The organism is Rhizobium sp. 11_C7_N12_5, assembly GCF_051811145.1.
Lineage (GTDB): Bacteria > Pseudomonadota > Alphaproteobacteria > Rhizobiales > Rhizobiaceae > Rhizobium > Rhizobium lusitanum.
In genome coordinates, this window is the sequence record NZ_JBPWPY010000001.1 from 484,808 (window position 1) to 511,300 (window position 26,493).

The 26,493-nt window shown below is 59.9% G+C and carries 30 protein-coding genes; 17 read left to right on the forward strand and 13 right to left on the reverse strand.

Going from position 1 to position 26,493, the window contains the following annotated elements; genetic code table 11:
* The first annotated feature begins 101 nt into the window (after positions 1 to 101).
* A complete protein-coding gene (locus tag AB8B29_RS02280) occupies positions 102 to 650 on the forward strand; it encodes a GNAT family N-acetyltransferase (RefSeq protein ID WP_439006111.1) in 549 nt (182 codons plus the stop codon).
* 47 nt (positions 651 to 697) lie between these two features.
* Here AB8B29_RS02280 and AB8B29_RS02285 read toward each other — a convergent pair whose 3' ends face one another.
* The 3 genes from AB8B29_RS02285 to aroC form a co-directional block, all read right to left on the reverse strand.
* Entirely contained in the window at positions 698 to 1,450 is a 753-nt protein-coding gene (locus AB8B29_RS02285) for a M50 family metallopeptidase (protein ID WP_051963872.1), read from the reverse strand.
* Positions 1,451 to 1,524: 74 nt separating this feature from the next.
* On the reverse strand, positions 1,525 to 2,628 hold the full coding sequence (ribB, locus tag AB8B29_RS02290; RefSeq protein ID WP_037198581.1) for a 3,4-dihydroxy-2-butanone-4-phosphate synthase: 1,104 nt from the start codon (positions 2,626 to 2,628) through the stop codon (positions 1,525 to 1,527).
* Between the two features lie 10 nt (positions 2,629 to 2,638).
* Complete coding sequence (gene aroC, locus AB8B29_RS02295; RefSeq protein ID WP_037198582.1) at positions 2,639 to 3,736, reverse strand: chorismate synthase; 1,098 nt, start codon at positions 3,734 to 3,736, stop codon at positions 2,639 to 2,641.
* A gap of 311 nt (positions 3,737 to 4,047) precedes the next feature.
* On the opposite strand from aroC, the gene AB8B29_RS02300 reads away from it, so the two are divergent.
* The gene (locus tag AB8B29_RS02300; RefSeq protein ID WP_037198584.1) at positions 4,048 to 4,308 is read left to right on the forward strand and encodes a DUF1344 domain-containing protein; all 261 of its coding nucleotides are present in this window, start codon (positions 4,048 to 4,050) and stop codon (positions 4,306 to 4,308) included.
* Between the two features lie 113 nt (positions 4,309 to 4,421).
* Here the strand turns inward: AB8B29_RS02300 and AB8B29_RS02305 are convergent, their stop codons facing one another.
* From AB8B29_RS02305 to AB8B29_RS02320, 4 genes are all read right to left on the reverse strand, one after another.
* Positions 4,422 to 5,018, reverse strand: a complete 597-nt coding sequence (locus tag AB8B29_RS02305) for a histidine phosphatase family protein (protein ID WP_439006113.1) — start codon at positions 5,016 to 5,018, stop codon at positions 4,422 to 4,424.
* A gap of 18 nt (positions 5,019 to 5,036) precedes the next feature.
* A complete protein-coding gene (gene fabI / locus AB8B29_RS02310) occupies positions 5,037 to 5,855 on the reverse strand; it encodes an enoyl-ACP reductase FabI (protein ID WP_037198586.1) in 819 nt (272 codons plus the stop codon).
* 122 nt (positions 5,856 to 5,977) lie between these two features.
* The gene (locus AB8B29_RS02315; RefSeq protein ID WP_037198588.1) at positions 5,978 to 7,135 is read right to left on the reverse strand and encodes a DnaJ domain-containing protein; all 1,158 of its coding nucleotides are present in this window, start codon (positions 7,133 to 7,135) and stop codon (positions 5,978 to 5,980) included.
* A 295-nt stretch (positions 7,136 to 7,430) separates the two neighbouring features.
* The gene (locus tag AB8B29_RS02320; RefSeq protein WP_037198590.1) at positions 7,431 to 7,889 is read right to left on the reverse strand and encodes an RT0821/Lpp0805 family surface protein; all 459 of its coding nucleotides are present in this window, start codon (positions 7,887 to 7,889) and stop codon (positions 7,431 to 7,433) included.
* 64 nt (positions 7,890 to 7,953) lie between these two features.
* Between AB8B29_RS02320 and pdxH the strand changes: the two genes are divergently transcribed.
* Positions 7,954 to 8,574: a pyridoxamine 5'-phosphate oxidase gene (gene pdxH / locus AB8B29_RS02325; RefSeq protein ID WP_037198592.1), complete on the forward strand. Its 621-nt coding sequence runs from the start codon at positions 7,954 to 7,956 to the stop codon at positions 8,572 to 8,574.
* A gap of 24 nt (positions 8,575 to 8,598) precedes the next feature.
* Here pdxH and AB8B29_RS02330 read toward each other — a convergent pair whose 3' ends face one another.
* Positions 8,599 to 9,654 carry a polysaccharide deacetylase family protein gene (locus AB8B29_RS02330; protein ID WP_037198593.1) on the reverse strand — a complete coding sequence of 352 codons (1,056 nt, stop codon included), beginning with the start codon at positions 9,652 to 9,654 and terminating at the stop codon, positions 8,599 to 8,601.
* Between the two features lie 227 nt (positions 9,655 to 9,881).
* Between AB8B29_RS02330 and AB8B29_RS02335 the strand changes: the two genes are divergently transcribed.
* Together AB8B29_RS02335 and AB8B29_RS02340 are read left to right on the forward strand one after the other, a co-directional pair.
* Positions 9,882 to 11,171, forward strand: a complete 1,290-nt coding sequence (locus tag AB8B29_RS02335; protein WP_037198594.1) for a D-alanyl-D-alanine carboxypeptidase — start codon at positions 9,882 to 9,884, stop codon at positions 11,169 to 11,171.
* A gap of 109 nt (positions 11,172 to 11,280) precedes the next feature.
* Positions 11,281 to 11,589, forward strand: a complete 309-nt coding sequence (locus AB8B29_RS02340) for a pyrophosphatase (RefSeq protein ID WP_037198631.1) — start codon at positions 11,281 to 11,283, stop codon at positions 11,587 to 11,589.
* A 115-nt stretch (positions 11,590 to 11,704) separates the two neighbouring features.
* On the opposite strand, the gene tldD is transcribed toward AB8B29_RS02340, so the two are convergent.
* Positions 11,705 to 13,120 carry a metalloprotease TldD gene (gene tldD / locus AB8B29_RS02345; RefSeq protein ID WP_037198596.1) on the reverse strand — a complete coding sequence of 472 codons (1,416 nt, stop codon included), beginning with the start codon at positions 13,118 to 13,120 and terminating at the stop codon, positions 11,705 to 11,707.
* A 63-nt stretch (positions 13,121 to 13,183) separates the two neighbouring features.
* Entirely contained in the window at positions 13,184 to 13,804 is a 621-nt protein-coding gene (locus AB8B29_RS02350; protein WP_037198632.1) for an invasion associated locus B family protein, read from the reverse strand.
* A gap of 340 nt (positions 13,805 to 14,144) precedes the next feature.
* On the opposite strand from AB8B29_RS02350, the gene coxB reads away from it, so the two are divergent.
* The 6 genes from coxB to AB8B29_RS02380 all read left to right on the forward strand — a co-directional run bounded on the left by coxB (position 14,145) and on the right by AB8B29_RS02380 (position 19,464).
* Complete coding sequence (coxB, locus tag AB8B29_RS02355) at positions 14,145 to 15,035, forward strand: cytochrome c oxidase subunit II (RefSeq protein WP_037198600.1); 891 nt, start codon at positions 14,145 to 14,147, stop codon at positions 15,033 to 15,035.
* 15 nt (positions 15,036 to 15,050) lie between these two features.
* Positions 15,051 to 16,745 carry a cytochrome c oxidase subunit I gene (gene ctaD / locus AB8B29_RS02360; RefSeq protein WP_037198602.1) on the forward strand — a complete coding sequence of 565 codons (1,695 nt, stop codon included), beginning with the start codon at positions 15,051 to 15,053 and terminating at the stop codon, positions 16,743 to 16,745.
* A gap of 59 nt (positions 16,746 to 16,804) precedes the next feature.
* Positions 16,805 to 17,764 carry a heme o synthase gene (locus AB8B29_RS02365; RefSeq protein ID WP_092572932.1) on the forward strand — a complete coding sequence of 320 codons (960 nt, stop codon included), beginning with the start codon at positions 16,805 to 16,807 and terminating at the stop codon, positions 17,762 to 17,764.
* Positions 17,761 to 17,901 carry a hypothetical protein gene (locus tag AB8B29_RS02370; protein ID WP_037198606.1) on the forward strand — a complete coding sequence of 47 codons (141 nt, stop codon included), beginning with the start codon at positions 17,761 to 17,763 and terminating at the stop codon, positions 17,899 to 17,901. Before AB8B29_RS02365 ends, AB8B29_RS02370 begins: the two co-directional genes overlap by 4 nt.
* A gap of 9 nt (positions 17,902 to 17,910) precedes the next feature.
* Positions 17,911 to 18,522 (forward strand): cytochrome c oxidase assembly protein, encoded by a 612-nt coding sequence (locus AB8B29_RS02375; protein ID WP_037198633.1) that lies wholly within the window; start codon positions 17,911 to 17,913, stop codon positions 18,520 to 18,522.
* Between the two features lie 63 nt (positions 18,523 to 18,585).
* On the forward strand, positions 18,586 to 19,464 hold the full coding sequence (locus AB8B29_RS02380) for a cytochrome c oxidase subunit 3 (RefSeq protein ID WP_037198608.1): 879 nt from the start codon (positions 18,586 to 18,588) through the stop codon (positions 19,462 to 19,464).
* A 68-nt stretch (positions 19,465 to 19,532) separates the two neighbouring features.
* On the opposite strand, the gene AB8B29_RS02385 is transcribed toward AB8B29_RS02380, so the two are convergent.
* Positions 19,533 to 20,183, reverse strand: a complete 651-nt coding sequence (locus AB8B29_RS02385; RefSeq protein ID WP_113119274.1) for a phosphotransferase-like protein — start codon at positions 20,181 to 20,183, stop codon at positions 19,533 to 19,535.
* Between the two features lie 150 nt (positions 20,184 to 20,333).
* On the opposite strand from AB8B29_RS02385, the gene AB8B29_RS02390 reads away from it, so the two are divergent.
* The 5 genes from AB8B29_RS02390 to rnhA all read left to right on the forward strand — a co-directional run bounded on the left by AB8B29_RS02390 (position 20,334) and on the right by rnhA (position 24,101).
* Positions 20,334 to 20,753 carry a DUF983 domain-containing protein gene (locus AB8B29_RS02390; protein ID WP_047560663.1) on the forward strand — a complete coding sequence of 140 codons (420 nt, stop codon included), beginning with the start codon at positions 20,334 to 20,336 and terminating at the stop codon, positions 20,751 to 20,753.
* Positions 20,746 to 21,507: an SURF1 family protein gene (locus AB8B29_RS02395; protein ID WP_113119273.1), complete on the forward strand. Its 762-nt coding sequence runs from the start codon at positions 20,746 to 20,748 to the stop codon at positions 21,505 to 21,507. The genes AB8B29_RS02390 and AB8B29_RS02395 overlap by 8 nt, the downstream gene beginning before the upstream one ends.
* 149 nt (positions 21,508 to 21,656) lie before the next feature.
* A complete protein-coding gene (gene ispH, locus AB8B29_RS02400; RefSeq protein WP_113119272.1) occupies positions 21,657 to 22,664 on the forward strand; it encodes a 4-hydroxy-3-methylbut-2-enyl diphosphate reductase in 1,008 nt (335 codons plus the stop codon).
* 34 nt (positions 22,665 to 22,698) lie between these two features.
* The gene (locus AB8B29_RS02405; RefSeq protein WP_113119271.1) at positions 22,699 to 23,664 is read left to right on the forward strand and encodes a homoserine kinase; all 966 of its coding nucleotides are present in this window, start codon (positions 22,699 to 22,701) and stop codon (positions 23,662 to 23,664) included.
* On the forward strand, positions 23,661 to 24,101 hold the full coding sequence (gene rnhA / locus AB8B29_RS02410) for a ribonuclease HI (RefSeq protein ID WP_034508264.1): 441 nt from the start codon (positions 23,661 to 23,663) through the stop codon (positions 24,099 to 24,101). Before AB8B29_RS02405 ends, rnhA begins: the two co-directional genes overlap by 4 nt.
* Positions 24,102 to 24,189: 88 nt before the next feature.
* Here rnhA and AB8B29_RS02415 read toward each other — a convergent pair whose 3' ends face one another.
* Positions 24,190 to 24,855, reverse strand: a complete 666-nt coding sequence (locus tag AB8B29_RS02415; protein ID WP_113119270.1) for a YiiX/YebB-like N1pC/P60 family cysteine hydrolase — start codon at positions 24,853 to 24,855, stop codon at positions 24,190 to 24,192.
* Between the two features lie 343 nt (positions 24,856 to 25,198).
* Between AB8B29_RS02415 and AB8B29_RS02420 the strand changes: the two genes are divergently transcribed.
* Positions 25,199 to 25,507, forward strand: a complete 309-nt coding sequence (locus AB8B29_RS02420) for a Dabb family protein (RefSeq protein WP_113119269.1) — start codon at positions 25,199 to 25,201, stop codon at positions 25,505 to 25,507.
* A gap of 82 nt (positions 25,508 to 25,589) precedes the next feature.
* Here AB8B29_RS02420 and AB8B29_RS02425 read toward each other — a convergent pair whose 3' ends face one another.
* Entirely contained in the window at positions 25,590 to 26,492 is a 903-nt protein-coding gene (locus tag AB8B29_RS02425) for a metal ABC transporter solute-binding protein, Zn/Mn family (RefSeq protein WP_113119268.1), read from the reverse strand.
* Position 26,493 lies beyond the last annotated feature (1 nt).

Genomic DNA, 26,493 nt, shown 5'->3' on the forward strand with positions numbered 1-26,493 from the left:
TGACAGTTGGTTAGCTCTGGCAGCGGGCGCAAATAACTCCACCTAACCCTCCCCTCCAAGGGGAGGGTTAGGTGGAGGGGCCTATGAAAAGGGAGAGATACTTGGCACCAATTCTTGAGGGCCGCAATATCAGGCTCCGCCCGCCATGTGCTGATGATGCAGATGTGCGTGTTGCTCTCGGCAATCATGCCGAGATAGCGGGGATGTACGGCGTGAACAGCGGCGACGTGAAGCCGATTACCCAGGAAGGCGCGACCGCGTGGCTGCAATGGCTTATCGATCATCCCCATGCGTGGATCATCGAAATCAATGGCATCTTCGCCGGTGAAATCAGATTGGACAACGTCAATCGCCAAGACAGGCGCGCGACGATGGCGATCGGTATCAACAATCCAGCCTTGCTAGGCAAAGGCTTCGGCACCGAAGCGATCACCGTTCTGCTGCGCCATGCTTTTGGTGAAATGGGGCTGCATCGTATCGGAATACGCGTGCTCGCCTACAACAAACGCGCCATCCGCGCCTATGAAAAGTGCGGCTTTATTGTCGAAGGACGGGAGCGGGAGACGGCCTATGTCAACGGCAGTTGGCACGATGACATCATGATGGGCCTGCTCGATCGAGATTTCTCGTCGCTGCGGCCGCGAGACTGATTTTATCCGTCAGAACTGCGTGCCGCGTGCGGTTGGTCGGCTTTTGCTCACGTTGCTGGTCGATGTTGGCGCGACGCTCGTAGTGCCTGCAAATTCGGTTTGAGATAAGGCGGTGACCAGATCACAAGCCCCGTCAAAATGCCGATTATGAAAATGATCTTTGCAGCGATGGCGAAAGCTGTCCCAAGCAATCCTGTCCAAAACAATGCGCGGTAAGAGCCGTAACGCGCTTCGAGTGCCTCATACAGCAGATTCCCACCGTCAAGCGGAAATGCCGGCAAAAGATTCACGCCACACCAAACAAGATTTAACACGCCAAGCCAAAGCAACGCTGTGAAAAGCGGTGGAACGGCAGTGGGTGGGGGCCGAAACCAAGGTGCCTCTGGACTTGGCGCAACAGGACTGAGGGAATTCTGGATAGCGGTATGATAGGCCAACAAAAGCACGAGCCCGAGCACGAGATTGATAATGGGCCCCGCGATCGTAATCAAACGCCGCTGAATATGGGTGCTCCCCTCGGTTTCCAAAATAGCTTGACCACCGCCTGCATGCAGGCGGATTAGCGTTGGGGTAAAACCGAGATACCGCGCCGTAAGAGAATGGCCGAGCTCATGAGCCAGGATCGAAAGGATGATGCCTACGGCCACGAGGCTTGCGGCGATGAATCCCGTTGCGCTAAACCTACTCCACAGGGGAAAAGTGATGAAGAACGCAACGATCATGATACCACCGTGCAACCAGATCGGCGGCAACCCGGCAATCGTTAGCTCCAACCCTTCATCGTAACAGGTCAGCTTCAACGGCTATAGACCTCGTACAGGCTTCGCCAGGAACGATCGCGCTGTCTCGCCCATTAGCGGGCGAGATCAACCCCTCAGCAAATCTCCGTCTTGGCGATCTTGATGCCGAAGCCTTCGAGGCCGACATAGTGCCGTTCGCGGCTGGTCAGCAGCTTGATGGAGCTGACGCCGAGATCCTTGAGGATCTGCGCGCCGAGACCGATTTCCAGCCATTCGCTTTCGCGCGCCTGCGCCTCGGCATGGCTTTCACGCTCGGCCTGTCGCGCTTTGCGGCCATTGTCGAAATGGCCAACGCCCACGGAACCTTCGCGCAGATAGACGATGATGCCGCGGCCTTCTTCTGCGATCTTCTTCATGTAGAAATCGACGGGACGGCGCTTGCCGAAAATATCCTCGGCAACACTCTCGGGATGCAGGCGCACCGGAATGTCGATGCCGTCGCGGATGTCTCCGAAGACGACGGCGAGATGCTGCATCGTGTCCCAGGGCAGCGAATAGGTATGCGCGCGCGCCTTGCCGAACGGCGTGTCGATATCGAAGCTGGTGCCGAGCTCGATCAGCGTTTCCTTGCGCTGGCGATAGGCGATGAGATCGGCGACGGAGACCATCTTCAGCTCATGCTGTTCGGCGAAGCTGACCACCTGCGGGCCGCGCGTCACCGTGCCGTCGTCATTGACGAGTTCGCTGATGACGCCGATCGGCGGCAGGCCGGCGAGCTTGCAGAGATCGACCGCGGCTTCCGTGTGGCCCGAGCGCATCAGCACGCCGCCTTCGCGGGCGACGAGCGGGAAAATATGGCCGGGGCGGACGAAATCGGTCGGGCCGACATTCGGATTGGCGAGGTTGCGCACGGTCAGCGTCCGGTCGTCGGCGGAAATACCCGTTGTCGTGCCGTGCTTGAAGTCGACGGAAACGGTGAAAGCGGTCGTATGGGCGGAATCGTTTTCCGCCACCATGGCATTGAGGTTCAGGCGCTTGGCCTCCTCGCGCGGCATGGGCGTACAGACGATGCCGGATGTATGGCGAACGATGAAGGCCATCTTTTCCGGCGTGCAATGAACCGCGGCAACGATCAGGTCGCCCTCGTTCTCGCGGTCGTTGTCATCCATGACGACGACGATTTCGCCGGCTTCAAAAGCCCGGATGGCATCGACAACGCGCTTCTGGTCGTAAGGCATCAAGAAATCCCTATCTCTGCCGGCCCGTCTGGCCGCGATCTCTCAGATAATGATCGGCAACGGCGCAGGCAACCATTGCCTCGCCGATCGGCACGGCGCGAATGCCGACGCATGGATCATGCCGCCCCTTGGTGCGCACGTCGACATTGTTGCCATCAGCATCGATCGATCGGCGTTCCGTCAGGATCGAGGACGTCGGCTTGATGGCGAAGCGGGCGACAACCGGCTCACCGGTGGAAATGCCGCCCAGAATGCCGCCGGCATGGTTGGACAGGAAGATGCGGTTGCCGTCGTTGCCCATGCGCATTTCGTCGGCGTTTTCCTCGCCCGTCAGTTCGGCAGATGCGAAGCCTTCGCCGATCTCGACGCCCTTGACGGCATTGATCGACATCAGCAGCGAGGCGATATCCTGGTCGAGCTTGCCATAGATCGGCGCGCCGAGGCCCGCCGGCACACCTTCGGCCACGACTTCCACGACGGCGCCCACCGAGGAACCGGCCTTGCGGATGCCGTCGAGATATTCCTCCCATACCGGCACGATCGCAGGATCCGGTGCGAAGAACGGGTTCTGGTCCACCTGCGCCCAATCCCAGTTGGCACGGTTGATCTTGTGCTTGCCGATCTGCACCAGCGCGCCGCGGATTGTGACGCCGGGCACGACGAGGCGGGCGATGCCGCCCGCGGCAACCCGCGCTGCCGTCTCGCGGGCAGACGAGCGGCCACCGCCGCGATAGTCGCGAATGCCATATTTGATGTCATAAGTATAATCGGCATGGCCGGGGCGATAACGGCGCGCGATCTCGCCATAATCCTTCGAGCGCTGGTCGGTATTCTCGATCAGCATCGAAATCGGCGTGCCCGTCGAGATCATCGTTTCGCCGTCCTCGTCCATCATCACTCCGGACAGCACCTTGACGAGATCGTCCTCGCGCCGCTGCGTCACGAAGCGCGATTGGCCGGGCTTGCGTTTGTCGAGCCAGACCTGAATGTCCTCGAGCCTGAAGCGAAGGCCGGGAGGGCAGCCGTCGACGATGCAGCCGAGCGCCGGCCCATGGCTTTCGCCCCAGGTAGTGACGCGGAAAAGATGACCGAATGTATTGTGCGACATGAAAAACGACCGGATTGGTGCGGTCTGCCGGGCAGGCCGCGTCTTGTCTCTTGCGATTGCGGCACACTCATAGGACAAAAAGCCGGTAAGACAAAATCTTTCTTTCCGCGATGGCGCAGTGCCGGTCTCCACCCTCCGTCATCGCCTCTTCGGTATGGTAAACAAGGATTAAGCCGTGCTGTGGATTGTGACAATGCATTTATCAATTGGGCAAGCAAAGTCACCGTTGTGGGCAACTTCCGCCATATTCGAAGTGTTTTTTAGGCTGCATAACAAATCAAAATCGAATTGACGTATAAAGGGTAACGACCATGCGCTTTTTTGTAGCGACGCTTTTGGCCACGGCAAGCCTGCTTGCTCCCGTCGCGGCCTTTGCCGAAAGCGCTGACGTCGAGTCCACGATCAAGAAGGTCGATACGAAGAATTTCAACATTACGCTGGACGATGGCAAGAACTATCAGGTGCCGGAGGATTTCGATTTCAACGGTCTGAAGGCCGGCGTGAAGGTTGTTGTCTTCTACACTGAGGTCGACGGCAAACGCGTCGTCAACGATCTCGACATCGTTCAGTAAATATTGATGCCGCCGGACAAACTGGCGGCTCGTGAACCGTGTCACCGGCTGTGTTGACGTGTTGTTTTATCCCGGTCCGGAAGAAAGCTGCCGCGTACTTTTCCGGGGCTGCCTCAGATCCAGCCGATGATCTTCATCTGCGGATCGACCTTCAGAATCTGATCCTGGTGGATCGGAATTTCCGCCGCCTCTTCCTTTGCGACATCGCCGACCAGACGGAACAATGTGCGGATGACGCCGCCATGCGTGACGCAGACGGTTGGCCGTTCGACCGAGGTCAGCCAGGAGCCGACACGCCAGGAAAGGATTTCATAGCTTTCCGCATCTTCGCCGGGCGGGATGAAATCCCATTTGCCGGCCTTGCGCTCGGCAAGGCGCTCGGGTTCGGCAGCCTTCAATTCCCTAAGGGTGAAGCCTTCCCAGGCGCCGAAGGACACCTCGACCAGCCGTTCGTCGGTGCCATAATCCTTGGGCGGCAGGCCCATGGCCTCCCGCGCGATCTCCATGGTCTCGCGGGTGCGCCGCAACGGGCTTGCGACGAAATCGAACGGCTTGTTTTCGAATGCGAGGATTTCGCGAAGGTCGATGCCGTTCTGCCGCGCCTGTTCTCGGCCGATGGCGTTGAGGTCGATGTCCTTCTGACCCTGCAGGCGGCGCGCGGCATTCCAGTCGGTCTGACCGTGTCGGATCACATAGAGGATGGGCGGCACGGTCAGATTTCCTGTTGATCAGTCCTTCTGGACGGAAATGTCGGGCGCGTCCACGGACTTCATGCCGATCGTGTGGTAGCCGGAATCGACATGATGGATTTCGCCGGTAACGGCTGTCGACAGGTCGGACAGGAGATAGAGAGCGGAGTTGCCGACTTCGTCGATCGTGACAGTCCGCTTCAGCGGCGCGTTGTATTCATTCCACTTCAGAATATAGCGGAAATCACCGATGCCGGAAGCAGCGAGCGTCTTGATCGGGCCTGCCGAAATCGCGTTGACGCGAATGCCGCGGCCGCCGAGATCGACGGCGAGATAGCGCACGCTTGCTTCCAGAGCAGCCTTGGCGACACCCATGACGTTGTAATGCGGCATGACCTTCTCTGCACCATAATAGGTCAGGGTGATCATCGAGCCGCCATCATTCATGATTCGCTCGGCGCGCTGGGCTACGGCGGTGAAGGAATAGACGGAGATGTCCATCGTCCGCGTGAAGTTATCGCGGCTGGTATCGAGGTAACGGCCGGTCAGCTCATCCTTGTCGGAGAAGGCGATGGCGTGCACGACAAAATCGATCTTGCCCCATTTCGCTTCCAGCGCGTCGATGACGGCGTCGATCGTCGCGGGCTCGGTAACGTCGCAATGGCCGGCCATGAAGGCGCCCAGCTCCTGAGCCAACGGCTCGACGCGCTTCTTCAAGGCATCGCCCTGCCATGTCAATGCGATTTCGGCTCCGGCTTCCGAACAGGCTTTGGCAATACCCCACGCTATCGAACGGTTGTTTGCTACGCCGAGGATGACGCCGCGCTTGCCTGCCATGAGGCCAGTGGTTTGAGCCATATTCTGCTCCCTTGAACTTTCGAATGATCCTGCCTATGGCATAGGCCGTCCCCCTGTTCAAGCATCGTCAGGATCATCAACTGTTAGGGATCGTAACAAAGGGTGCTGTTTTCACCAAAATTTCACAGGAAAAGACCTTCCCGCATGCTGCGCATCAAATCGGTAATCTTATCATCCGGTTTTTCCCACAGCATCAGTCGCAATTCCACGACGAGATCGCCATTTCCGCCATTTCCGTCCGGTAATCCCTCGCCGTGGACTCGGATAATCTGATCCGAACCGGACCAGGCAGGCACCGTGAGCTTGACCGGCCCGCTCAACCCTTCGACTGTCGTCTCGCAACCGAGCACTGCATTTTCGATGGTAACCGGCAGCGTCGTGCGGACGTCATGGCCGTTGAGTGTGAAACGCGCGTCAGTGGAGAGATGGACGGTGACCGCCACATCGCCACGCAGCATCCCCTGAAGCTTCAATCCCTGTCCCTTCAGATGAAGCACCTGGCCGTTACCGATATCCGTCGTCGCCTGAAAGCGCGCCTCGCGACCATCGGATAGCGGAACGGTGATCCATCGCCCCTTCAGCATGTCGTCGAGCGTTACTGTCGCTTCGGCCGCGACCTCCGGGGTCTTTTCGGGCGCCTTGTCCGGCACGCTGCCCGTGAAGCGACGCACGATGGAACCGAGAATGCGGAAGGGGGAGCGCGCTCCGACAGAGGCGGTCCCCGTTGCCAGCTGCTCCTCTTCCGCCCGCTGTTCTTCCATCGCGGCCGCGTTCGGCTCGCGCTGCTTCTCTGCCTGTTGCGCGCTCATCTCGGATGCAGCCTGGTCCTGCTGCGCGCGGCCGGCTTTCACGCCGAAGATCCGCTCGACCATATCTTCCGGCGCCTCGCCTGTGCCGGCCTGTTGTCCCGAAGCGGCGGCTGCCGCTGCCTTGCGGGCGTTTGCGCGGGCAAGCTCCTCCATCACCCTTTCGGCATTGGCGCGGGCAACCCTGGCACGTTCCGCGGCTTCACGGGCAGCCTGTCGCTGTTGAATGATGGTCTGCTCCGCGGTCTGGCCCTTCGCTTCGGCCATACGGGCGACTTGATCGTAGCGGCTGCGCTTTTGCGGATCCTTCAACGTTTCATAGGCGCGGCCGATTTCGGCGAAACGCTCCGTTGCCGTCGGATCACCCATATTGTGATCGGGATGGGCGGTCTTTGCGAGATTTCGCCAGGCTGCCTTGATTTCGCCCGCCTCGGCATCTCTTTTTACGCCCAGTATCTTGTAAGGATCGCGCATTCCTGTAGCCACCGTCTTATGGGTGTGCCTGGCCCCACGGCGGCACCCCGAAACAAAAACACAACGATCGCACCTCGTTTTCTCGCGTCCCCGAAGGGGGCAAGGTCGATGCGCGTACGAGCTGATCCTGCGGGAATAGTTGCTAATCAGGCGTTACGCCGGACAGTGGGTGGCGCCCTGCATCTTCGGGGATGGTTAGCCAATTACTAACGATCGCTGCCAGATATGGGATTGGATGCGGAGCGCATTGTTCCGCCAGGTCTCTTCGCGAGCCGGAAAAAGGGAGGGGCGGCGGTCAGCCGGCCTGTTGAAAGCTCAGCAACTGCCATTCGCCCTGACCGATGAGGCAGGTCCGGCCGGAGAAATTGGCGATGCCGTCATAGGAATGGCGGGTGGTGCGAAACTGGCGGCAGACAAGACCCGCGGCATTGCTCTCGACGATCGTGCCGATGACGCCGGCGCTGCCGGTGGAGGCATTCGCCCAGGGAATGGGTTGTCCGTTAAGCTTGTGAAGATCCGCAGAGGTCACGGCGTTGCGCACGGTGGCTTCGTCGGAGATGCTGTCGGTGGTCACCGGAGCAGTCGGGACCGTGCCCGTCGATACGCTGCGGTCGACCTTGGCCGAGCTCAGATAGTCCATGCCGCCGCCGACGCAGCCGCCAAGGGTGAAAAAGGAGACAAGGGCGACAGCCGTCGTCACGCCTTTTGCAAGCTTGCGCTTTGTATGAACGGTCGACTTTGCTATGACTTCCACCCGGATATCTTGGCCTGCCTGAGAGGCTGGCGATTTTTAGGAATTGCGGAGCATTTGAACTAATATGTCGGAAAACGAGTTAACAAGCGGTGACTTCACCGAACAGAACGAGCCTTTCACTCTTTTCGCGGCCTGGCTGCGCGAAGCAGAGACCACAGAGCCAAATGATCCGAATGCGGTTGCCCTGGCGACGGTGGATGGGGATGGATTGCCAAATGTCCGCATGGTCCTTTTAAAGGGTTTCGATAGCGACGGATTCGTATTCTATACGAATTTCGAAAGCCAGAAAGGTCAAGAAATTCTTTCCCAAAAGAAAGCAGCCATGTGTTTCCACTGGAAATCGCTGCGCCGGCAGGTGCGCCTGCGCGGATTGGTTGAAGTGGTGAGCGACAAGGAGGCAGATGAGTATTACAAGACGAGGGCGCGCGGCAGCCGCATCGGCGCCTGGGCTTCGAAGCAGTCTCGCCCTCTGGAGAGTCGGTTTGCGCTGGAAAAGGCCGTTGCGGAATATACGGCCCGTTATGTCATAGGCGACATTCCACGCCCGCCCTATTGGTCCGGCTTCCGTATTCGGCCGCTGTCGATCGAATTCTGGCACGATCGCCAATTCCGCCTGCACGATCGAATCGAATTTCGCCGTGACGTGCCGGAAGGCGCGTGGCAAAAGGTGCGGATGTATCCGTGAGGCCTACGCCGTTGTCCGGCGGGCCTACGCCGTTTCCCGGCGACCCATCAGCCGCAGGGGGATGCCGGAGGCGAGCGCCGCGGCATAGCGCGCCTTCTGGTAATGACCGTTCAGGGATAATCTCGGCAAAAGCGTGAGGGCATTGGCGTTTGCTGTAATTGTTCCGGGGCGTGTCGTGACGCCGACCGAGAAGCCGAGCTCCGCGGCAAGCCTGCCTTCGCGCGGCGAGACCGCCTGGGCCGTGCCATAGGGATAGGCGATCGCCATCGGCCGCCGTCCCGTAATATCGGCCACATAATCGGCCGAGAGCGCCATTTCGACAGCAGCCTCCGCTTCGGGCAGCCTGGCCAGTGCCCGGTGGCTCACCGTATGCGCGCCGAGCGAAGCCAATGGATGATGGGCGAGATGCCTCAACTCCGTCCGGTCCATGATCGACGCGCTCACGATGTCGAGCGGCTCCAGTCCCTTCTTTCGCGCAATGTGATCGATCCGGGCGATGGCCTCGCTTTCGTCGCTGTCATGAACGAAGGCAGCGAAGCGCGCAAAGGCGGCGTATCGCTGGCTCTCCTTGCCGAGCGGCAGAAATTCCTCACCGGCGCCGAAATCGAAGGTCAGCCGATCCAGCCGGCCAAGCAGCTCAGCCAGCGTTTCCCACCAAAGGCTATGAGTCCGCTCTGAAAGCCCCTGGGCAACGAAAACGGTGAACGGCGTGTGGTGGCGGGCGAAGATCGGCAGGGCATGATCGAGATTGTCGCGATTGCCGTCGTCGAGCGTGAAGGCGACGAAGGGCGGTTTGCCATGAGCGTTCGCCACGCGCTCCGGCAGCGCATCAAGGGCAATGAAATCATAGCCATCCTGCTTCAACCGGACGATCGTGCGGTCGAGAAAATCGGGCGAAACCTCGAGATGTGCATTGGGGGCGAAGCGGCGGGGGAGGGCGGGGCGAACGTGATGCAGGGTGAATATGACGCCCATGCCGGCAACGTCTCGCATTAGGCCTGCGCCTTTAAGAATTGCGGCGGCTTCCAGCCCGCCGGAGATCATCGTGCGCTTGAGGCGGACCTTGATGCCTGGTTCCATGCGGCTTGACCCGGTTGACGAATGTCAAGGCTGTAGCGCATCCTCCGTTAAGTCTTGCTGAATCTTTGCCATATTTCCAATGCGTTAACAGTTATTTTACCAGGAAAGACAAAATTGAGGAATTATCGAGGCTATTGCCTCAATATCGCACCGATATCAGGTTTTTTGTCGCAAAATCATACAGGGATTGATGCGGTGTGTTGGCATTCATTCGGTTGGGGACAATTATGAAAAGACTTTTGATGGCCCTGTCGGCGGCCGTCTTGCTGTTGAGCGCTCCTGCGGCGAGCTTCGCCGGCAGTGCCTATTTCATCATGGATGCGAAGACCGGCAAGGTCCTTGCATCGAGCAATGCCGATGATCTCAACCATCCTGCATCGCTGACCAAGATGATGACGCTGTACCTGACCTTCGAGGCGATCCATCGCGGCAAGCTGAGCTGGAACACCAGGATCCCCGTATCGAGCGCCGCCGCGTCCAAGCCCCCGACCAAACTCGGCTTGAAGCCCGGCGGCACGGTCACCGTCCGCGAAGCCGTCGACGGCATGATCATCAAGTCAGCCAATGACGCCGCCGCTGCGATGGGCGAAGCTCTTGGCGGCAGCGAAAGCGGCGTTGCCCGGCTGATGACGCAGAAGGCACGCGAACTCGGCATGCGCCGCACCGTTTTCATGAATGCTTCTGGCCTTCCGAACATGCAGCAGGTGACGACCGCCCGCGATATGTCGACGCTTGCCGTCGCCCTCATCAACAACTACCCCCAGGAATACCGGCTCTTCTCGCAGGCAAGCTTCAACTATCGTGGCCGATACGTTCGCGGCCATAATAACCTCATGTATCGTTACGAGGGCATGGACGGCATCAAGACCGGCTACACCAACGCCTCCGGCTTCAACATCGTCAGCGCCGTGCGTGACGGCAACCGTCGTGTGATCGGCGTCGTCATGGGCGGCGCGACAGCGCGTAGCCGAGATGCCCTGATGGCGTCGCTGCTCGATCGCAACGTGCCGAAGGCGAGCCCGGTTTCGACATCGCGGCTCGTTGCCAGCATCGGCAACATCAGGACGAAGCAGGTCGAAGTGGCATCGGCGTCCGACAACGTCGCCGTGGATATCGACGCGCAGACCACCGCCACGACGCGTAAGCGTCTGGAGGTCGCTCCGGTCGCTCCGCTGGCATATGCCGCCACGTCGAACGTCACCGTGCCGATGGATCGTCCCGTCGCGATGGACGAAATCATGAGTGCCGGCAAGCCCGCTGCGACCGGCGGCTGGCAGGTGCAGATCGCCGCCACCCCAAGCGCACAGGCCGCCAAGGATATTCTGTCCGAGGCGAAGTCTAGGACTGGCAATGCCCTCGCCAACGCCTCGCCCTATACGGAGGCATTCGGCAAGGGCGGCAACACGGTCTATCGCGCCCGCTTCGTCGGCTTCTCCACCCGTGACGATGCAAGCTCGGCCTGCGCTGCGCTGAAGCGCAAGGATTTCGATTGCATGCTGCTTCCGAACAAGGGCTGAGCATAGCGATAGTTCGAAAAGTCGAGCCGGCAGGGCAAAAAAATCCGCCGGCTCGACTTTTTTGATGGAATCGTTCATTGATGGCTGGAACATAAAGGGAACGATATCGATGCTATCCGAACTGATCCAGCAATTCGAAACAGCCTCCGCGACCTATGCCGCCGACAATGGCCTTGAGCGCGACGACGACTGGTTCGTCCTGAAACTTCAGGAGGAGATGGGCGAACTCACGCAGATCTGGAATAAGACGACAGGCCGCGGGCGACGCAGGGGCATGAGCGACGAGCAGCTGGCGACGGCGCTCGCGGATGAAACGGCCGATCTGCTCGGCCATGTCCTGCTTTTCGCGCATCGAAATGGCCTCGATCTCGCTGCCGCAGTCGAGCGCAAGTGGTGCTTTCGCCCTCGTGGAGATTGAGGGTGAGGGGCGGTCTAGAGCAATTCCAGGAAAAGTGCGTAGCGGTTTTCCGTCCGGAATTGCGTGAAACAATAGCATAGAGCGGTCAGGCGATTCCGTGAAACGCGTTACCGCTCTAGGCCTTCGTGCCGCCCACCGTCACCTGATCCATCCTCAGATGTGGCTGGCCCACGCCGACGGGAACCCATTGGCCGCCCTTGCCGCAATTGCCGATGCCGGTATCTAGCTTCATGTCGTTGCCGATCATCGAGACGCGCTTCATGGCGTCGGGGCCGTTGCCGATCAGCATGGCGCCCTTGATCGGCGCGCCGACCTTGCCGTTCTCGATCAGATAGGCCTCGGTGCAGCCGAAGACGAACTTGCCTGATGTGATATCCACCTGGCCGCCGCCGAAGGAAACGGCGTAGACGCCCTTCTTCACCGAGGCGATGATCTCTTCGGGCGTCTTGTCTCCGCCGAGCATATAGGTGTTGGTCATGCGCGGCATCGGCGTGTGGGCATAGCCCTGCCGACGACCGTTGCCCGTCGCCTTCATGCCCATCAGGCGGGCGTTCTGCCGATCCTGCATGTAGCCGACCAGCTTGCCGTTCTCGATCAGCACGTTATAGGCCGAGGGCGTGCCTTCGTCGTCTACCGTGATCGAGCCACGGCGGCTTTCGATCGTACCGTCGTCGACGACGGTGACACCCGGTGCGGCGACCATCTGACCCAGCAGTCCGGCAAAGGCCGATGTTTTCTTGCGGTTGAAATCGCCTTCCAGCCCGTGACCGACGGCTTCATGCAGCATGACACCCGGCCAGCCGGATCCGAGCACGACATCCATCGTGCCGGCAGGCGCATCGATCGCCTCCAGATTGACGAGTGCCTGGCGCAGTGCCTCGTCGGCGCCGTGGCGCCAGTTGTCCTGCGTGATGAAATCACCGAAACCGATACGGCCGCCCGTGCCGAAGGAACCGGACTCCTGCCGGTCGCCGTCACCCACGACGACGGAGATATTGATGCGCGTCATCGGCCTGATATCGCGCACGCGATGGCCGTCGGCGCGCAGAATGTCGACCACCTGCCAGCTTGCGGCGATGGATGCCGTCACCTGGCGCACCTTGCCGTCCTTGTCGCGCAGATAGCTGTCGATCTGCTGAAGCAGCTTCGCCTTATCCTCGAATGTCGGCGCGCCGATCGGATTCTCGTCGCTGTAGAGCACCTTGTTGGTGCGCTGCGGCGCGGCCGCATAGGAGCCGGCGTAACCCGCCGTGACGGCGCGCACGGCATCGGCGGCCCGCTTCAGCGCAGCTTCGGAGAGATCGCCCGCATGGGCGTATCCGACCGCCTCGCCGGCAACGGCGCGCAGGCCGAAGCCCTGTTCTGTGTTGAAGCTGCCGCCCTTCATCCGTCCATTGTCGAATGTCAGCGATTCCGCCTGGACATGCTCGACGAAGAGCTCGCCGTCATCGGCGCCTGAAAGCGCCTCGGCGACGATGCCGCGCAGCTTGGTTTCATCGGCATCGAAAAGAGTAAGGAGATCGGTATTCATGGGTCAGGTGCTCCGTTCAGAGCCGATGTAGGCTTCGCATGGCGCAAGAGCAAGCCCATCCCCTCAGGGAAGGGCGTCGTAGCCTTCTGCAAAGCCCTTCAGATCGACCGGAATGCCGATGCCTTCCTCCGGCGACTGGAAGACGATGAAGGTCGCGGTGGCGCCGCTGCGCAGCGTCTTCAGCAATTCGTCTTCAAGCACGACTTCCGCATAGCAGCCGTCGGCAAAGCAGCGCACGAAATAGGCGCGACCGATATCCTTGCCGTCGATATTGAGGCCGAGGCCGTTCGGCAAAAGTACGCCGAGCGGCGCGAGCACGCGCAGGATCTTTGACTTGCGATCAGCGGTCTTCAGGACCACGACGGAAAGGCCGATCTCCGGGCGATCCTCTGCGATCACGTTCTGCATCAGGGCGCACTGCTCGGCAGAAGCACCCGCCGGCTTGTCGCAGACGACGGACCAGGCCCCGTGGCTCGAGCGCACCGTGCCCGGAGGTTGTGGAACCTGGCTGGTCGGAACTTGCTGCGTATGGGGCTGCGGCTGGCCCTGTTGCTGGGGCTGCAGCTGTTGGGTCTGCTGCGCCGGCTGAGTCTGTTGTGCCTGCTGCGCCCATGCAGGCACAGCGATCGATGCCGCAATGCTGCCGGTAACAAGCCAAAGCCGGGCAAGGGAACGAAAACCCATGGAAACCTCTAGATTCGAATCAGTGCCGATATTGTTGAAGCCCAGGCTGGCAAATGAAAAGCCCCGCGTGCTGGATTCCAATCGACTACGGCGGAAATACGACGTGTACTCCATTTTGTCCGTGTGACGCCATGGACCGCGATGCAATTTTTCGTATGATGATGAAATGCTTGCCATGTCCGGCTGGCAAAAGGGGACGGCATATTCGCGCAAAAATGCCGCACTAACAAATGGCGGGAGTTGTTGCGGAGTACCCCAAACTGTGGTTTGAAGCGCAATAGACTGTAGGGATACTGCGTTTGAGGTTGATCTGGGATCAAACGCTGGAGGGAGAGACATCGTGATTAAGAGAGCTTACGCGGCTCTGACGGCTCTGATCTGTCTGCTTTTCGCGACAGGCAGTTATGCCGATCAGCCGAGACCTTGGGAAACCGGTATGCAGGAGGCGGCGACCGGCAATATGCATCAAATCCGCTGGTTTGAAGCATACACGCTTTGGTTTATCATCCCGATCACGCTGCTTGTTCTCGTCCTTCTGGTCGTCGTTATCGTGAAATTCCGGGCTTCCAAAAACCCGGTGCCCTCCAGGACGAGTCACAACACGCTGGTCGAGGTCGCCTGGACCATAGGTCCTGTCCTCGTCCTTCTGTTCCTGGCCATTCCTTCCTTCAACCTTCTCACTGACCAGCTGACTTTCCCGGAGCAGACGGACGTGACCGTCAAGGCGACGGCGACGCAGTGGCAGTGGAATTATGAATACGAGAACAGCGGCACCACGCCGCTCGCCTTCGATTCGTTCATGTTGAAGGAGCCGGATCGGGCGGCCGCCGGCAAGGAAGACAAGTCGAAATATCCTCGGCTCCTTGCCGTCGATAACGAGATGGTGGTGCCGATCGGCAAGAACGTCCGTGTTCTCGTCACTGCCGCGCCGACCGATGTCATCCATTCCTTCGCCATGCCTGCCTTCGGCATCAGGATCGACGCTATTCCTGGCCGTCTGAACGAGACCTGGTTCAAAGCTGACCGCGAAGGCCTGTTTTACGGCCAGTGTTCCGAGCTCTGCGGCAAGGATCACTCTTTCATGCCGATCGCCATCCGTGTCGTCTCCGACGATCAGTACAAGCAGTGGATGGCTTCCGCTGCAACTGATCTGAGCAAGGCGAACAAGGCTCTGATGGCCGCCGTCGACCAACCGGCAACCGTCAAGGTCGCTGAAAACACGGCGAAATAAGGAGGGGTAGGGACAATGGCTGGATCCACGGCACACGACGATCATTCGCACGATCTTCAGGACGCCCATGCGCATGACGATCATCACGCTCACACGCCAAGCTTTGCCGAGCGCTGGCTGTATTCGACGAATCACAAGGACATCGGCACGCTCTATCTGATCTTCGCGATTTTCGCGGGTGTGATCGGTTTCCTGCTGTCCGTTGCCATCCGCATGGAATTGCAGGAGCCCGGCATTCAGATCTTCAGCGGTCTGGCGTCCATGGTCTATGGCTATTCGGGCGATGCCGCCATCGACGGCGGCAAGCAGATGTACAACGTCTTCGTGACAGCCCACGCGCTGATCATGATCTTCTTCATGGTCATGCCGGCGATGATCGGCGGCTTTGCCAACTGGATGGTGCCGATCATGATCGGCGCGCCTGACATGGCGTTTCCGCGCCTGAACAACATCTCCTTCTGGCTCATCGTTCCGGCCTTCCTGCTGCTCATTCTTTCGATGTTCGTCGAGGGTCCCGCGGGTGCTTATGGCGCGGGCGCCGGCTGGACGATGTATGTACCGTTGTCGGGTACCGTCGGCCATCCGGGCCCAGCGATCGATCTGGTGATCTTCGCGCTGCATCTTGCCGGCGCCTCGTCTATCCTCGGCGCGATCAACTTCATCACGACGATCCTCAACATGCGTGCCCCGGGCATGACGCTGCACAAGATGCCGCTGTTTGCCTGGTCGGTGCTGGTCACTGCCTTCCTGCTGCTCCTGTCGCTGCCCGTTCTTGCCGGCGCCATCACCATGCTGCTGACCGACCGCAACTTCGGCACGACGTTCTTTGCGCCGGAAGGCGGCGGCGACCCGCTGCTTTATCAGCACCTCTTCTGGTTCTTCGGCCATCCGGAAGTCTACATCCTGATCCTGCCCGGCTTCGGCATGATCAGCCACATCATCTCCACCTTCTCGCGCAAGCCGATCTTCGGCTATCTCGGCATGGCCTACGCCATGGTTGCGATCGGCGCGGTCGGCTTCGTCGTCTGGGCCCACCACATGTACGTGACCGGCCTGTCGCTCGACACGCAGCGCTATTTCGTGTTCGCGACGATGGTCATCGCGGTTCCGACCGGCGTGAAGGTCTTCTCGTGGATCGCGACGATGTGGGGCGGCTCCATCGAGTTCCGCACGCCGATGATCTGGGCGCTCGGCTTCATCTTCCTGTTCACGCTCGGCGGCGTCACCGGCGTTCAGCTCGCCAATGCCGGCCTCGACCGCGAATTGCACGCGACCTACTTTGTTGTGGCACACTTCCACTACGTGCTGTCGCTCGGCGCGGTCTTTGCGATCTTCGCCGCCTGGTACTACTGGTTCCCGAAGATGACCGGCTACATGTACAACGAGCGGATCGGCAACTGGCACTTCTGGATCACCTTCGTCGGTGTGAACATGGTGTTCTTCCCGCAGCACTTCCTCGGCCGCGCGGGCATGCCGCGCCGCTACATCGACTATCCGGATGCTTATGCGGGGTGGAACTTCGTGTCCTCCATCGGCTCCTATGTCGCAGCGGTAGGCGTTTGCTTCTTCTTCTGGGGCGTTATAGATGCATTCGTGAAGAAGCGCGTTGCAGGCAACAATCCCTGGGGTGAGGGTGCAACCACGCTTGAGTGGCAGCTTTCGTCGCCGCCGCCGCACCACCAGTGGGAAGAGTTGCCGCGCATCAAGTAAGCCTGTTTCCGGACGCCGTGATGAGCGGCGTCCGGCTCAACTGACAATTGGAAGAGAGAATGACGGTCATCGACAATCACGAAGCGCTCGCAAAGAAAGGCGAAACCGGCTTGTCGGAAGCGAGTGCACGCGATTATTTCGAGCTTCTGAAACCGCGGGTCATGTCGCTGGTCGTCTTCACCGCCTTTACCGGCCTGGTGCTGGCTCCCGGTCATATCAATCCGATTCTCGGTTTCATCGCCATTCTTTGCATAGCCGTGGGTGCCGGCGCATCCGGCGCCTTGAACATGTGGTATGATGCCGATATCGACGCGGTGATGAGCCGCACCGCGCGCCGGCCGATACCCTCGGGCCGCATCAGGGCCTCCGAAGCGCTGGCGTTCGGCCTCGTGCTGTCAGGTTTTTCGGTGGTGATCCTCGGTCTTGCCGTCAACTGGCTCTCCGCCGGGATACTCGCTTTCACGATTTTCTTCTACGCCGTCATCTACACGATGTGGCTGAAGCGTTCGACACCGCAGAATATCGTCATCGGCGGCGCCGCCGGCGCCTTCCCGCCTGTTATCGGCTGGGCCTGCGTCACCGGTAGTGTGTCGATCGAGAGCATCGTGCTCTTCCTCATCATCTTTCTCTGGACGCCGGCGCATTTCTGGGCGCTGGCCCTGTTCAAGATGGGCGACTACGAGGCCGTCGGCGTCCCGATGCTGCCGAACGTCGCTGGTATCCCCACGACCAAGAAGCAGATCGTCGTCTATGCCGTGCTGACCGCCATCGTCGGTGTGGTACCGGCTTTCATGGGCTTTGCGAGCCTGGGTTACGGCGTCGTCGCCGCGGTGCTGGGCGCGATCTTCGTGCACTGTTCCATCGCCGTCTGGCGCATGGCCGATGGCGACAAGAAGATGGTTCCGGCAAAGAAGCTCTTCGGCTTTTCCATCATCTATCTCTTTGCGATCTTTTCCGCGCTGCTGATCGACCGGCTCATTGCCGTGTTGATGTCGAGCGGCGGCGGAGGCTGGCTATGATCGACCTCGTCAAATTGACGGAAGCACAGAAGAAATCGCGGCGAGGGCGCAATATCGCGCTCGGCCTAGTACTGGCCGGCCTGGTGATCCTGTTCTACACGATCACCATCATCAAGGTCGGCACCGGACACGGTTGAGGAGGGATGATGGAGGAGGAGGTCACGAAGAGCGCAAGAACCGGCACCCGTAACAACGGGCTGGTCGTTGCCATGTGCCTGAGCTTCGTCATCGGCATGAGCGCCATGTGTGCCGCCGCTGTGCCGCTTTATCGCATGTTTTGCCAGGTTACGGGCTACAACGGTACCACGCAGCGTACGGAACAGGTATCCAGCGTCATTCTCGACAAGTCGATCCAGGTTTCCTTCGACGCCAATGTCGCGCCCGGCCTGCCCTGGGATTTCAAGCCGGCGCAAAAATCGGTGAACCCGAAGATCGGCGAGACGATCGAGGTCAAGTTCCTGGTGGAAAACAAGTCCGACAAGGTGGAACGCGGCCAGGCGATCTTCAATGTCACGCCGCTCGAAGCCGGTGTCTATTTCAACAAGGTCCAATGCTTCTGCTTCAATGAAACAGATCTCGCGCCCGGGGAAAAGCGCGAGATGCCGGTGGTCTTCTACGTCGATCCTGAAATCACCAAGGCTGCGGAAACCAAGTCGATCAACGCGCTGACACTGTCCTACACATTCTACCCGCGGGAGGGCGCAAAGCCCTTGGCGTCGAATGACGGCGCAGTGCAGCCGGCGGAAAAAAAACTTTGATGGAGAGTGCTTTTCGGGTTCACCGGAAGCAATATGGGAAAAAGTTATTCGGGGATTGCTGACATGGCCGAAGCGCATCAGAAGAAACACGATTATCATATTATCGATCCCAGCCCATGGCCGTTCATCGCGGCCATCGGGGCCTTCGTGATCACCTTCGGCGGCGTCGGCTTCATGCGCTACCTCAATGGCGGCGCGCTGCATCTGTTTGGGATCAACTTTGCGCAGCCCTGGCTGTTTTTCATCGGCCTGGCTGTCATCCTCTACGTCATGTACGGCTGGTGGTCGGACACGATCAAGGAGGCGCATGAAGGCGCGCATACACGCGTCGTCTCGCTGCACCTGCGCTACGGCATGATCATGTTCATCGCCTCCGAGGTGATGTTCTTCGTCGCCTGGTTCTGGGCCTATTTCGACGTCAGCCTGTTCCCGAACGAGGCGATCCAGGCTTCGCGTACGGCTTTCCTCGGCGGCCAGTTCCCGCCGAAGGGTGTCGAGGTGCTCGATCCCTGGCACCTGCCGATCTACAACACCATCATCCTGCTGCTGTCGGGCACGACGGTCACCTGGGCGCACCATGCGCTGCTGCATGGCGACCGCAAGAGCATGATCCAGGGGCTGACGCTGACAGTCCTTCTCGGCGCGCTGTTCTCCTGCGTGCAGGCCTACGAATATGCGCACGCACCCTTCGAGTTCAAGAACTCGATCTATGGCGCGACCTTCTTCATGGCGACCGGCTTCCACGGCTTCCACGTGTTGATCGGCACGATCTTCCTGCTGGTGTGCCTCGGCCGCGCCATCAGGGGCGATTTCACCCCGAAGCAGCATTTCGGCTTCGAGGCGGCCGCCTGGTACTGGCACTTCGTCGACGTCGTCTGGCTGTTCCTGTTCTTCTGCATCTACATCTGGGGCAGCTGGGGTGCGCCGGTCGCGGCCGGCTGATCGCCAATATCCCATTGCAATGAAATGGAAGGCGGGCACCAGGTGTCCGCCTTTCTGTTTGGGCGGCTTCAGCCGCCCGCCGCAAGCCGCTCGAATGCCGAGGGGCTCGGAATGCCGCGATCCAGAGCCTGCTTGATCTCATCTGCGCATGCCTGCGGGCTTTTTGCCGAGGTATCGACCTCCAGATCGTAGATGCCGGGCCGATGCACCTCTTCCTGCCAGGCAAGCACCGGCGCGGGAACGGCCATATCAGGGCCGATCGGAACGTAGATTCCTTGCCTCTCCGGGCTTTCCGCCAGCCGCCGCTGCATCACCACATCGAGAGAACAGCGCACGCCGACGAATAGAACCGGCAACCCGGCCAATTGCCAGGCGCAATCCGCCAGAATGCCGAGCGGGCTCGAATAGGCGTCGTGATGGCCGAACTCGGCGACGACATTCAAGCCCATGCGGCTGTGAGCGGCGATCGACGCATACAGTGCGGCATAAAAGCGCGGAATGAGCGGTTCGAGATCGGGCCGCTCGCCGCCGGGGCGCAGGCCGATGCCCGGACGGTAGCGCGCCGGCGTGATGTGCCTGATATAGGCGTCGACGCCGAGATTGACCCACACGCCGTCGAATCCGGCCTGGATGGCCTCGACGATGCTGGATTTTCCCGACCGCGGCGCACCGTTCAGGATGATGATGCGGCCCGTTGAGCCACCGTCGCCATGTTCCATGAAATAGGTCCCTTTTGCATATATTCCGGCCCGAATGCGACGATGTCAGAGCTTTTCGATTGGACGGACGCACCCATCGCCGCTACTGATGATGACAGGGGGCGGGATCGGAATGCTCGTCCGCAATGACAGGCCGATCGAGACAGAACTTTGACCTCAGAGCAAGACAAAGGCCCCGACGGGGCACCCCGTGATGACAGCACCCTCTTTGCCCCCGTCGATCCGTTCAAGGTCGGTATCCAGGGATGTTGCCCGCGCTGCGGCCATGGCAAGCTCTTCGATGGATTATTGTCGATAAAGCCGCGTTGTTCCGCCTGCAATCTCGACTATACGTTTGCCGATGCCGGCGATGGGCCGGCGGTCTTTGTCATCCTGATCGTCGGCTTCATCGTCATCGGTCTGGTCCTGTGGATGCAGATCAATTATGCGCCGCCGGTGTGGGTCTATATCGTGCTGTTTGCGCCGCTCACCATCATTCTGTCGCTGCTGTCCCTGCGGTGGTGCAAGGGCATTCTGATCGCGCTGCAATATCGCAACAAGGCCAGCGAAGGGCAGATCAGTCGTGACTGAGTCTGCTGTATCAGTCCGCCGCGCCAATCCTCTGTGGCAAATCGGCAAGGCGCTGATCCTGCTCGCCGTCCTTGTCATCCTGGTTTGTTTGGGCACCTGGCAGGTCCAGCGGCTGCACTGGAAGGAAGGCCTGCTGGCCGACATTGCCGCGCGCAAGGATGCGCCTGCCGTGCCGCTGTCGGCGATCGAAGCGATGGCCGCTTCCGGCGGCGACATAGAATATCGCGTGGTGACTACCGCCGGTCACTATCTCAACAACAAGGAACGGGACTTCCTCGCCACCTATGCAGAGGAGCCGGGCTTTCACATCTATACGCCTTTGCAGCTTGACGATGGCCGCTTCGTCTTCGTCAACCGGGGTTTCGTGCCGTCCGAGGCCAAAGAGCCGGAAATGCGCAAGCAGGGGCAGCTGACCGGCGAGCAGACCGTCACCGGCCTTGCACGCGCCAAGCTCGTCGACCGGCCCTCGGGCATGCCGGACAACGATACGGTCAAGAACATATTCTTCTGGAGGGACCTGGATGCGATGGCATCCAGTGTCGGGCTGCCCAAGGACAAGGTGCTGCCCTTCTTCATCGATGCCGACAAGACGCCCAATCCTCAGGGCTTGCCGATCGGCGGCGTGACCATCATCGATCTGCCGAACAGCCACCTGCAATATGCGGTGACCTGGTATGGCCTGGCGGTGGCGCTGGCTGCCATCGTCGCGATTTCCTGGTGGCGTAAACATCATCCGGACGCGCCATCACAATAGAATAGCTTCATTTCGATGGAATATTCGGCTAGAGCATGATCCCAAAAAGTGCGCAGCGGTTTTTGGACAAGATCATGCGGACTAAACGGAGCAGGCGGCAGGGCGCACCTATCTGTAGCTCTGCCACTGTCGCGGATTTCGGAAGAGACATGAACATAGCCGTTTCCAAACCTGACCTGACCATCCGGCTTTGCGGGCCGCGCGGTTTTTGCGCCGGCGTCGATCGCGCCATCCAGATCGTCGTGCTGGCGCTGAAGGCCTATGGTGCGCCGGTCTATGTCCGCCACGAGATCGTGCATAATCGCTATGTCGTCGAGGGGCTGGAAGCCAAGGGCGCCATCTTCGTCGAGGAGCTGGACGAGATCCCGGCCGAGCATCGCGCCCAGCCGGTCGTGTTCTCCGCCCATGGCGTGCCGAAATCCGTGCCGGCCGATGCCGATGCGCGCAATCTCTTCTATCTCGACGCGACCTGTCCGCTGGTTTCCAAGGTCCACAAGCAGGCCATGCGCCACAATCGCCTCGGCCGCCATGTCGTCCTCATCGGCCATGCCGGTCATCCGGAAGTGATCGGCACCATGGGCCAGCTTCCCGAAGGCGCGGTGTCGCTGATCGAGACCGTCGAGGATGCCGACGTCTACGAGCCCGCCGATCCCGATAATCTCGGCTTCGTGACCCAGACGACGCTTTCGGTCGATGACACCGCCGGCGTCATCGCGCGGCTGCAGGAGCGCTTTCCCAATCTCACCGCCCCATCAGCCGATTCGATCTGCTATGCCACGACAAACCGCCAGGAAGTGGTGAAGGAGGCAGCCCCCGGCTGCGATCTCTTCATCGTCGTCGGCGCGCCGAACTCCTCCAATTCCAAGCGCCTCGTCGAAGTGGCGCTGAGGGCAGGGGCGACGAAATCTGTGCTCGTCCAGCGCGCTTCGGAGATCGACTGGGACAATATCGACGACATCAGCACTGTCGGCCTTTCGGCTGGTGCATCTGCGCCAGAGGTTATCGTCAACGAGATCATCGAAGCGTTCCGCGCCCGCTACAATGCCGTCGTGGAGCTTGCCGAGACGGTGAAGGAAACCGAGAATTTCCTCGTCAATCGCGAGCTGCGCAGCATCGAGCTGACGACCGCCGACATGGCCTTCGTCAACGGCGAATAACCGATCCCAAAGCGCCCAAATTCAGGACTGTTTCGTGGCTGTTTATACCGATATTACCGAAGACGATTTGAAGTGGTTCCTGACGGAGTATGATGTAGGCGAACTGCTCTCCTATAAGGGCATTGCCGAGGGAGTCGAGAATTCGAACTTCCTGCTGCACACGACGCGCGATCCGCTGATCCTGACGCTTTATGAGAAGCGCGTCGACAAGGGCGACCTGCCGTTTTTCCTGGGGCTGATGCAGCATCTGGCAAGCCGCGGCCTGTCCTGCCCGCTGCCGTTGCCCCGCCGCGATGGCGAGCTGCTCGGCCATCTCTCCGGCCGCCCTGCCGCCCTGATCTCCTTCCTCGAAGGCATGTGGCTCAGGAAGCCCGAGGCGCATCATTGCCGCGAGGTCGGCAAGGCGCTGGCCGCCATGCATGTCGCCGGCGAGGGCTTCGAAATCCGCCGCCCGAATGCGCTGTCGCTCGAGGGTTGGCAAGGGCTCTGGGAAAAGTCCGAGGCGCGCGCTGATGAGGTCGAGCCCGGCCTGCAGAACGAGATCCGCAGCGAGCTCGATTTCCTTGAGCATCATTGGCCGAAGGACCTGCCTGAAGGCGTCATCCACGCCGACCTTTTCCCGGACAATGTCTTCTTCCTGGGCGACACGCTTTCCGGACTGATCGACTTCTATTTCGCCTGCAACGATCAGCTCGCCTACGACGTCTCGATCTGCCTCAACGCCTGGTGCTTCGAGAAGGACTACGCCTACAACGTCACCAAGGGGATGGCGCTGCTCGACGGCTATCAGAGCGTGCGCCCGCTGAATTCAGCCGAAATCGCCGCCCTGCCGACGCTCGCGCGCGGCTCGGCGCTGCGCTTCTTCCTGACCCGCCTTTACGACTGGCTGACGACGCCGGCCGGCGCCATGGTCACCAAGAAGGACCCGATCGAATATCTGCGCAAGCTGCGCTTCCACCGCCAGATCGCCTCCGCAGCCGAATACGGGCTGAAGGCATGAAGCATGTCGATATCTTCACGGACGGCGCCTGCTCCGGCAATCCCGGCCCCGGCGGCTGGGGCGCGGTGCTGCGCTACGGCGACGTCGAAAAGGAACTTTTCGGCGGCGAGGCCGAGACCACCAACAACCGCATGGAACTGCTGGCGGCGATCTCGGCGCTCAACGCGCTGAAGAGCCCCTGCGAGGTCGATCTTCACACCGACTCCAAATATGTGATGGATGGCATCTCCAAATGGATTTTCGGCTGGAAGAAAAACGGCTGGAAGACCGCCGACAAGAAGCCGGTGAAGAACGCCGAGCTATGGCAGGCGCTGGAAGAGGCCCGCAACCGGCATCAGGTGACGCTGCACTGGGTGAAGGGTCATGCTGGGCACCCGGAGAATGAGCGCGCGGATGAGCTGGCGCGCAAGGGGATGGAGCCGTTTAAGCGGAAGTAGGGGGTTGGTGTCGTTCGTTCTCGGCCCAGATTTTCTCCCTTAAGGCCACTCCGATCGTCGATTCTTGTCGGCCGTCAGCATCGCGTCATCACAGTGGGTAGTCCGAATAAATCATCCTGAGATTTGGATCTTTGGCGATGCTGACTGGAGTCACGAGGCTCTGATTGAGGATGTATTTATAGCACTGATCGAAATCGTAACCGCGTTCGGTGCATTCGCTATCGCGCTGCCATCGTGACTGAACCAGGTTTTTGACAAGCATGTTGTCGATGTTTAGCTCAGATATTTTCTGTGCCTTGCCAATGTCGATGCCGGCAGCCTTGTAGGCGAGATAGGGCAGTTCGCTGCAATAAATCGCATCATTGTTGAAGGAGAAAAAGAGGTCGTAGGGTTTACCGTAGAGCGTGCGGGAGTAGGACAGAAGTTGCCGTGCTTTTTCGGGTGTGAGGCGCGGGTCGCGATAGATCGCCACTCGCCTCAACAAGCCGCGATTGATCCAGGTCTTCAGGGGTGTTTCTTTGACCCGTGCCGCGGCCTCGATGACCGTGATTGCGCCATTGTCGTTTTTGATGATGCCCATGTGCGAAAAGGCGGAGCCAGTGGCGAATATGATCGCGCTTGATTGGCTACTGGTCGATGTCTGAAAAATCAGATCACCGTCTTGAAGCGGCGGATAGTCACCGCCTGCAGTGGCATAGAGCGTTCCTATGATAAGACAAGCGAACAGAATTGCCACGGCCATCAGCTTCTTCATGCTATCCTCAGAACCGATTGAAAGCCTTCGATCAATTTGTCTTGCAAGGCTCTTTTGCGCTGAAACATGGCACTCGGAAGGCCAATCATAAAATAGATGACGGTGAGGATCGCAATTTTAACAATGGTTCTCGGGCGGATCGTCCATCAAAAATACGGACAGATCCAATCAGCCTTTGGGGTAGGGGAAGAGGACCGACTTTGCCAGGCCTTCAAAGTCCGCTTCTGGTCCACTGAGAACATTGAGCCAGTCACCACCAAAAAGCCTCAACATCACCTCACCCCATCTTGCCCCATCCCCCTTTCCCTCTATGCTGCCTCCAACATCCAGGGAGGCTGTATCCATGATCCTGCACTGCGTTTTTCTTCGGCTTAAATCCGCCATGACACAGGATGAGAAGAAAGCTCTTTTCGAATCCGTGGCCGCTTTGCAGCAGGTCATTCCCGGCATTGTCGATGTCAAATACGGGCCGAATGTCTCGCCGGAGGGGCTGCATGGCGGCTTTGTCGATGGTTTTGCCGTAACGTTCGAGAGCGCCGAGGCGCGGGATGCCTATCTGGTGCATCCGCAGCATGTCGCCGTCGGCGAGCGGATCGTCTCTTCGACCGATGGCGGCCTGGCCGGGCTGCTGGTCTTCGATCTCAATCTTTAAGCAAAGCGGGCTTTAAGCAGAACGGGCCGCAGGCAAAACATACCTGCGACCCGGTTTGCTCAGTGTTCGTTCAGTCGGCGGCTCAGCTCGACTTCGCCATCGCGGCGGCCAGCTGGTCAACGTTATAACGGAACATTTTCTCGTAAGTCGAAGCCGGACCATTGGCCTTGGAAAGGGATTCGACGTAGAGCTCGCCGCCCGGCTCGGCGCCGGTGGCCTTGGCGACCTGCTTGACGAGGCGCGGATCGTTGGAGTTTTCGAAGAAATAGGTCTTCACATGCTCCGTCTTGATCTGCTCGATCAGCTTGGCGACATCGGCGGCAGAGGCTTCGGTTTCCGTCGAGACGCCGAGCGGCGACAGGAAGCTGACATTGTATTCGCGGCCGAAATAGCCGAAAGCGTCGTGGCTGGTCAGCACCTTGCGGCGATCGTCGGCAATCTTGTCGAAGTTGCTGTGGGCATAGGCGTCGAGTTCGGTGAGCACCTTGGTGTAGCGCTCGGCATTGGCCTTGAAATCGGCAGCGTCGGCGGGATCGGCCGCGGAGAGCGCCTTTTCGATATTGGCGACCCAGACCTTCACGTTGACCGGGCTGTTCCACACATGCGGATCGGTGACCGTCTTGCCGTCATCGACCATGGTGCGGGTGTTGATGCCATCGGAGGCGACGACTGGCGTTCCCTTGTAGCCCGATGCGCTGATCAGCCGGTCCATCCAGCCTTCCAGGCCCTCGCCGCTGACGAAGGTGACCTTCGCGGCGTTGAGCCTCTTGGCGTCGGCAGGCGACGGCTCGAATTCATGGGGATCGCCGTTCGGGCCGACGAGGCTCGACACCTTCACATGGTCGCCGCCGACCTGCTTGACGACATCGGCAAGCACGGTGAAGGAAGCGACGACATCCAGCGTCTCGGCGGCGGCGGGGCGGGCGACGCCAAAGGCGACGAAGGCCACTGCCGTGGCTGAGAGGAGCAGTTTCTGTTTGTTCATG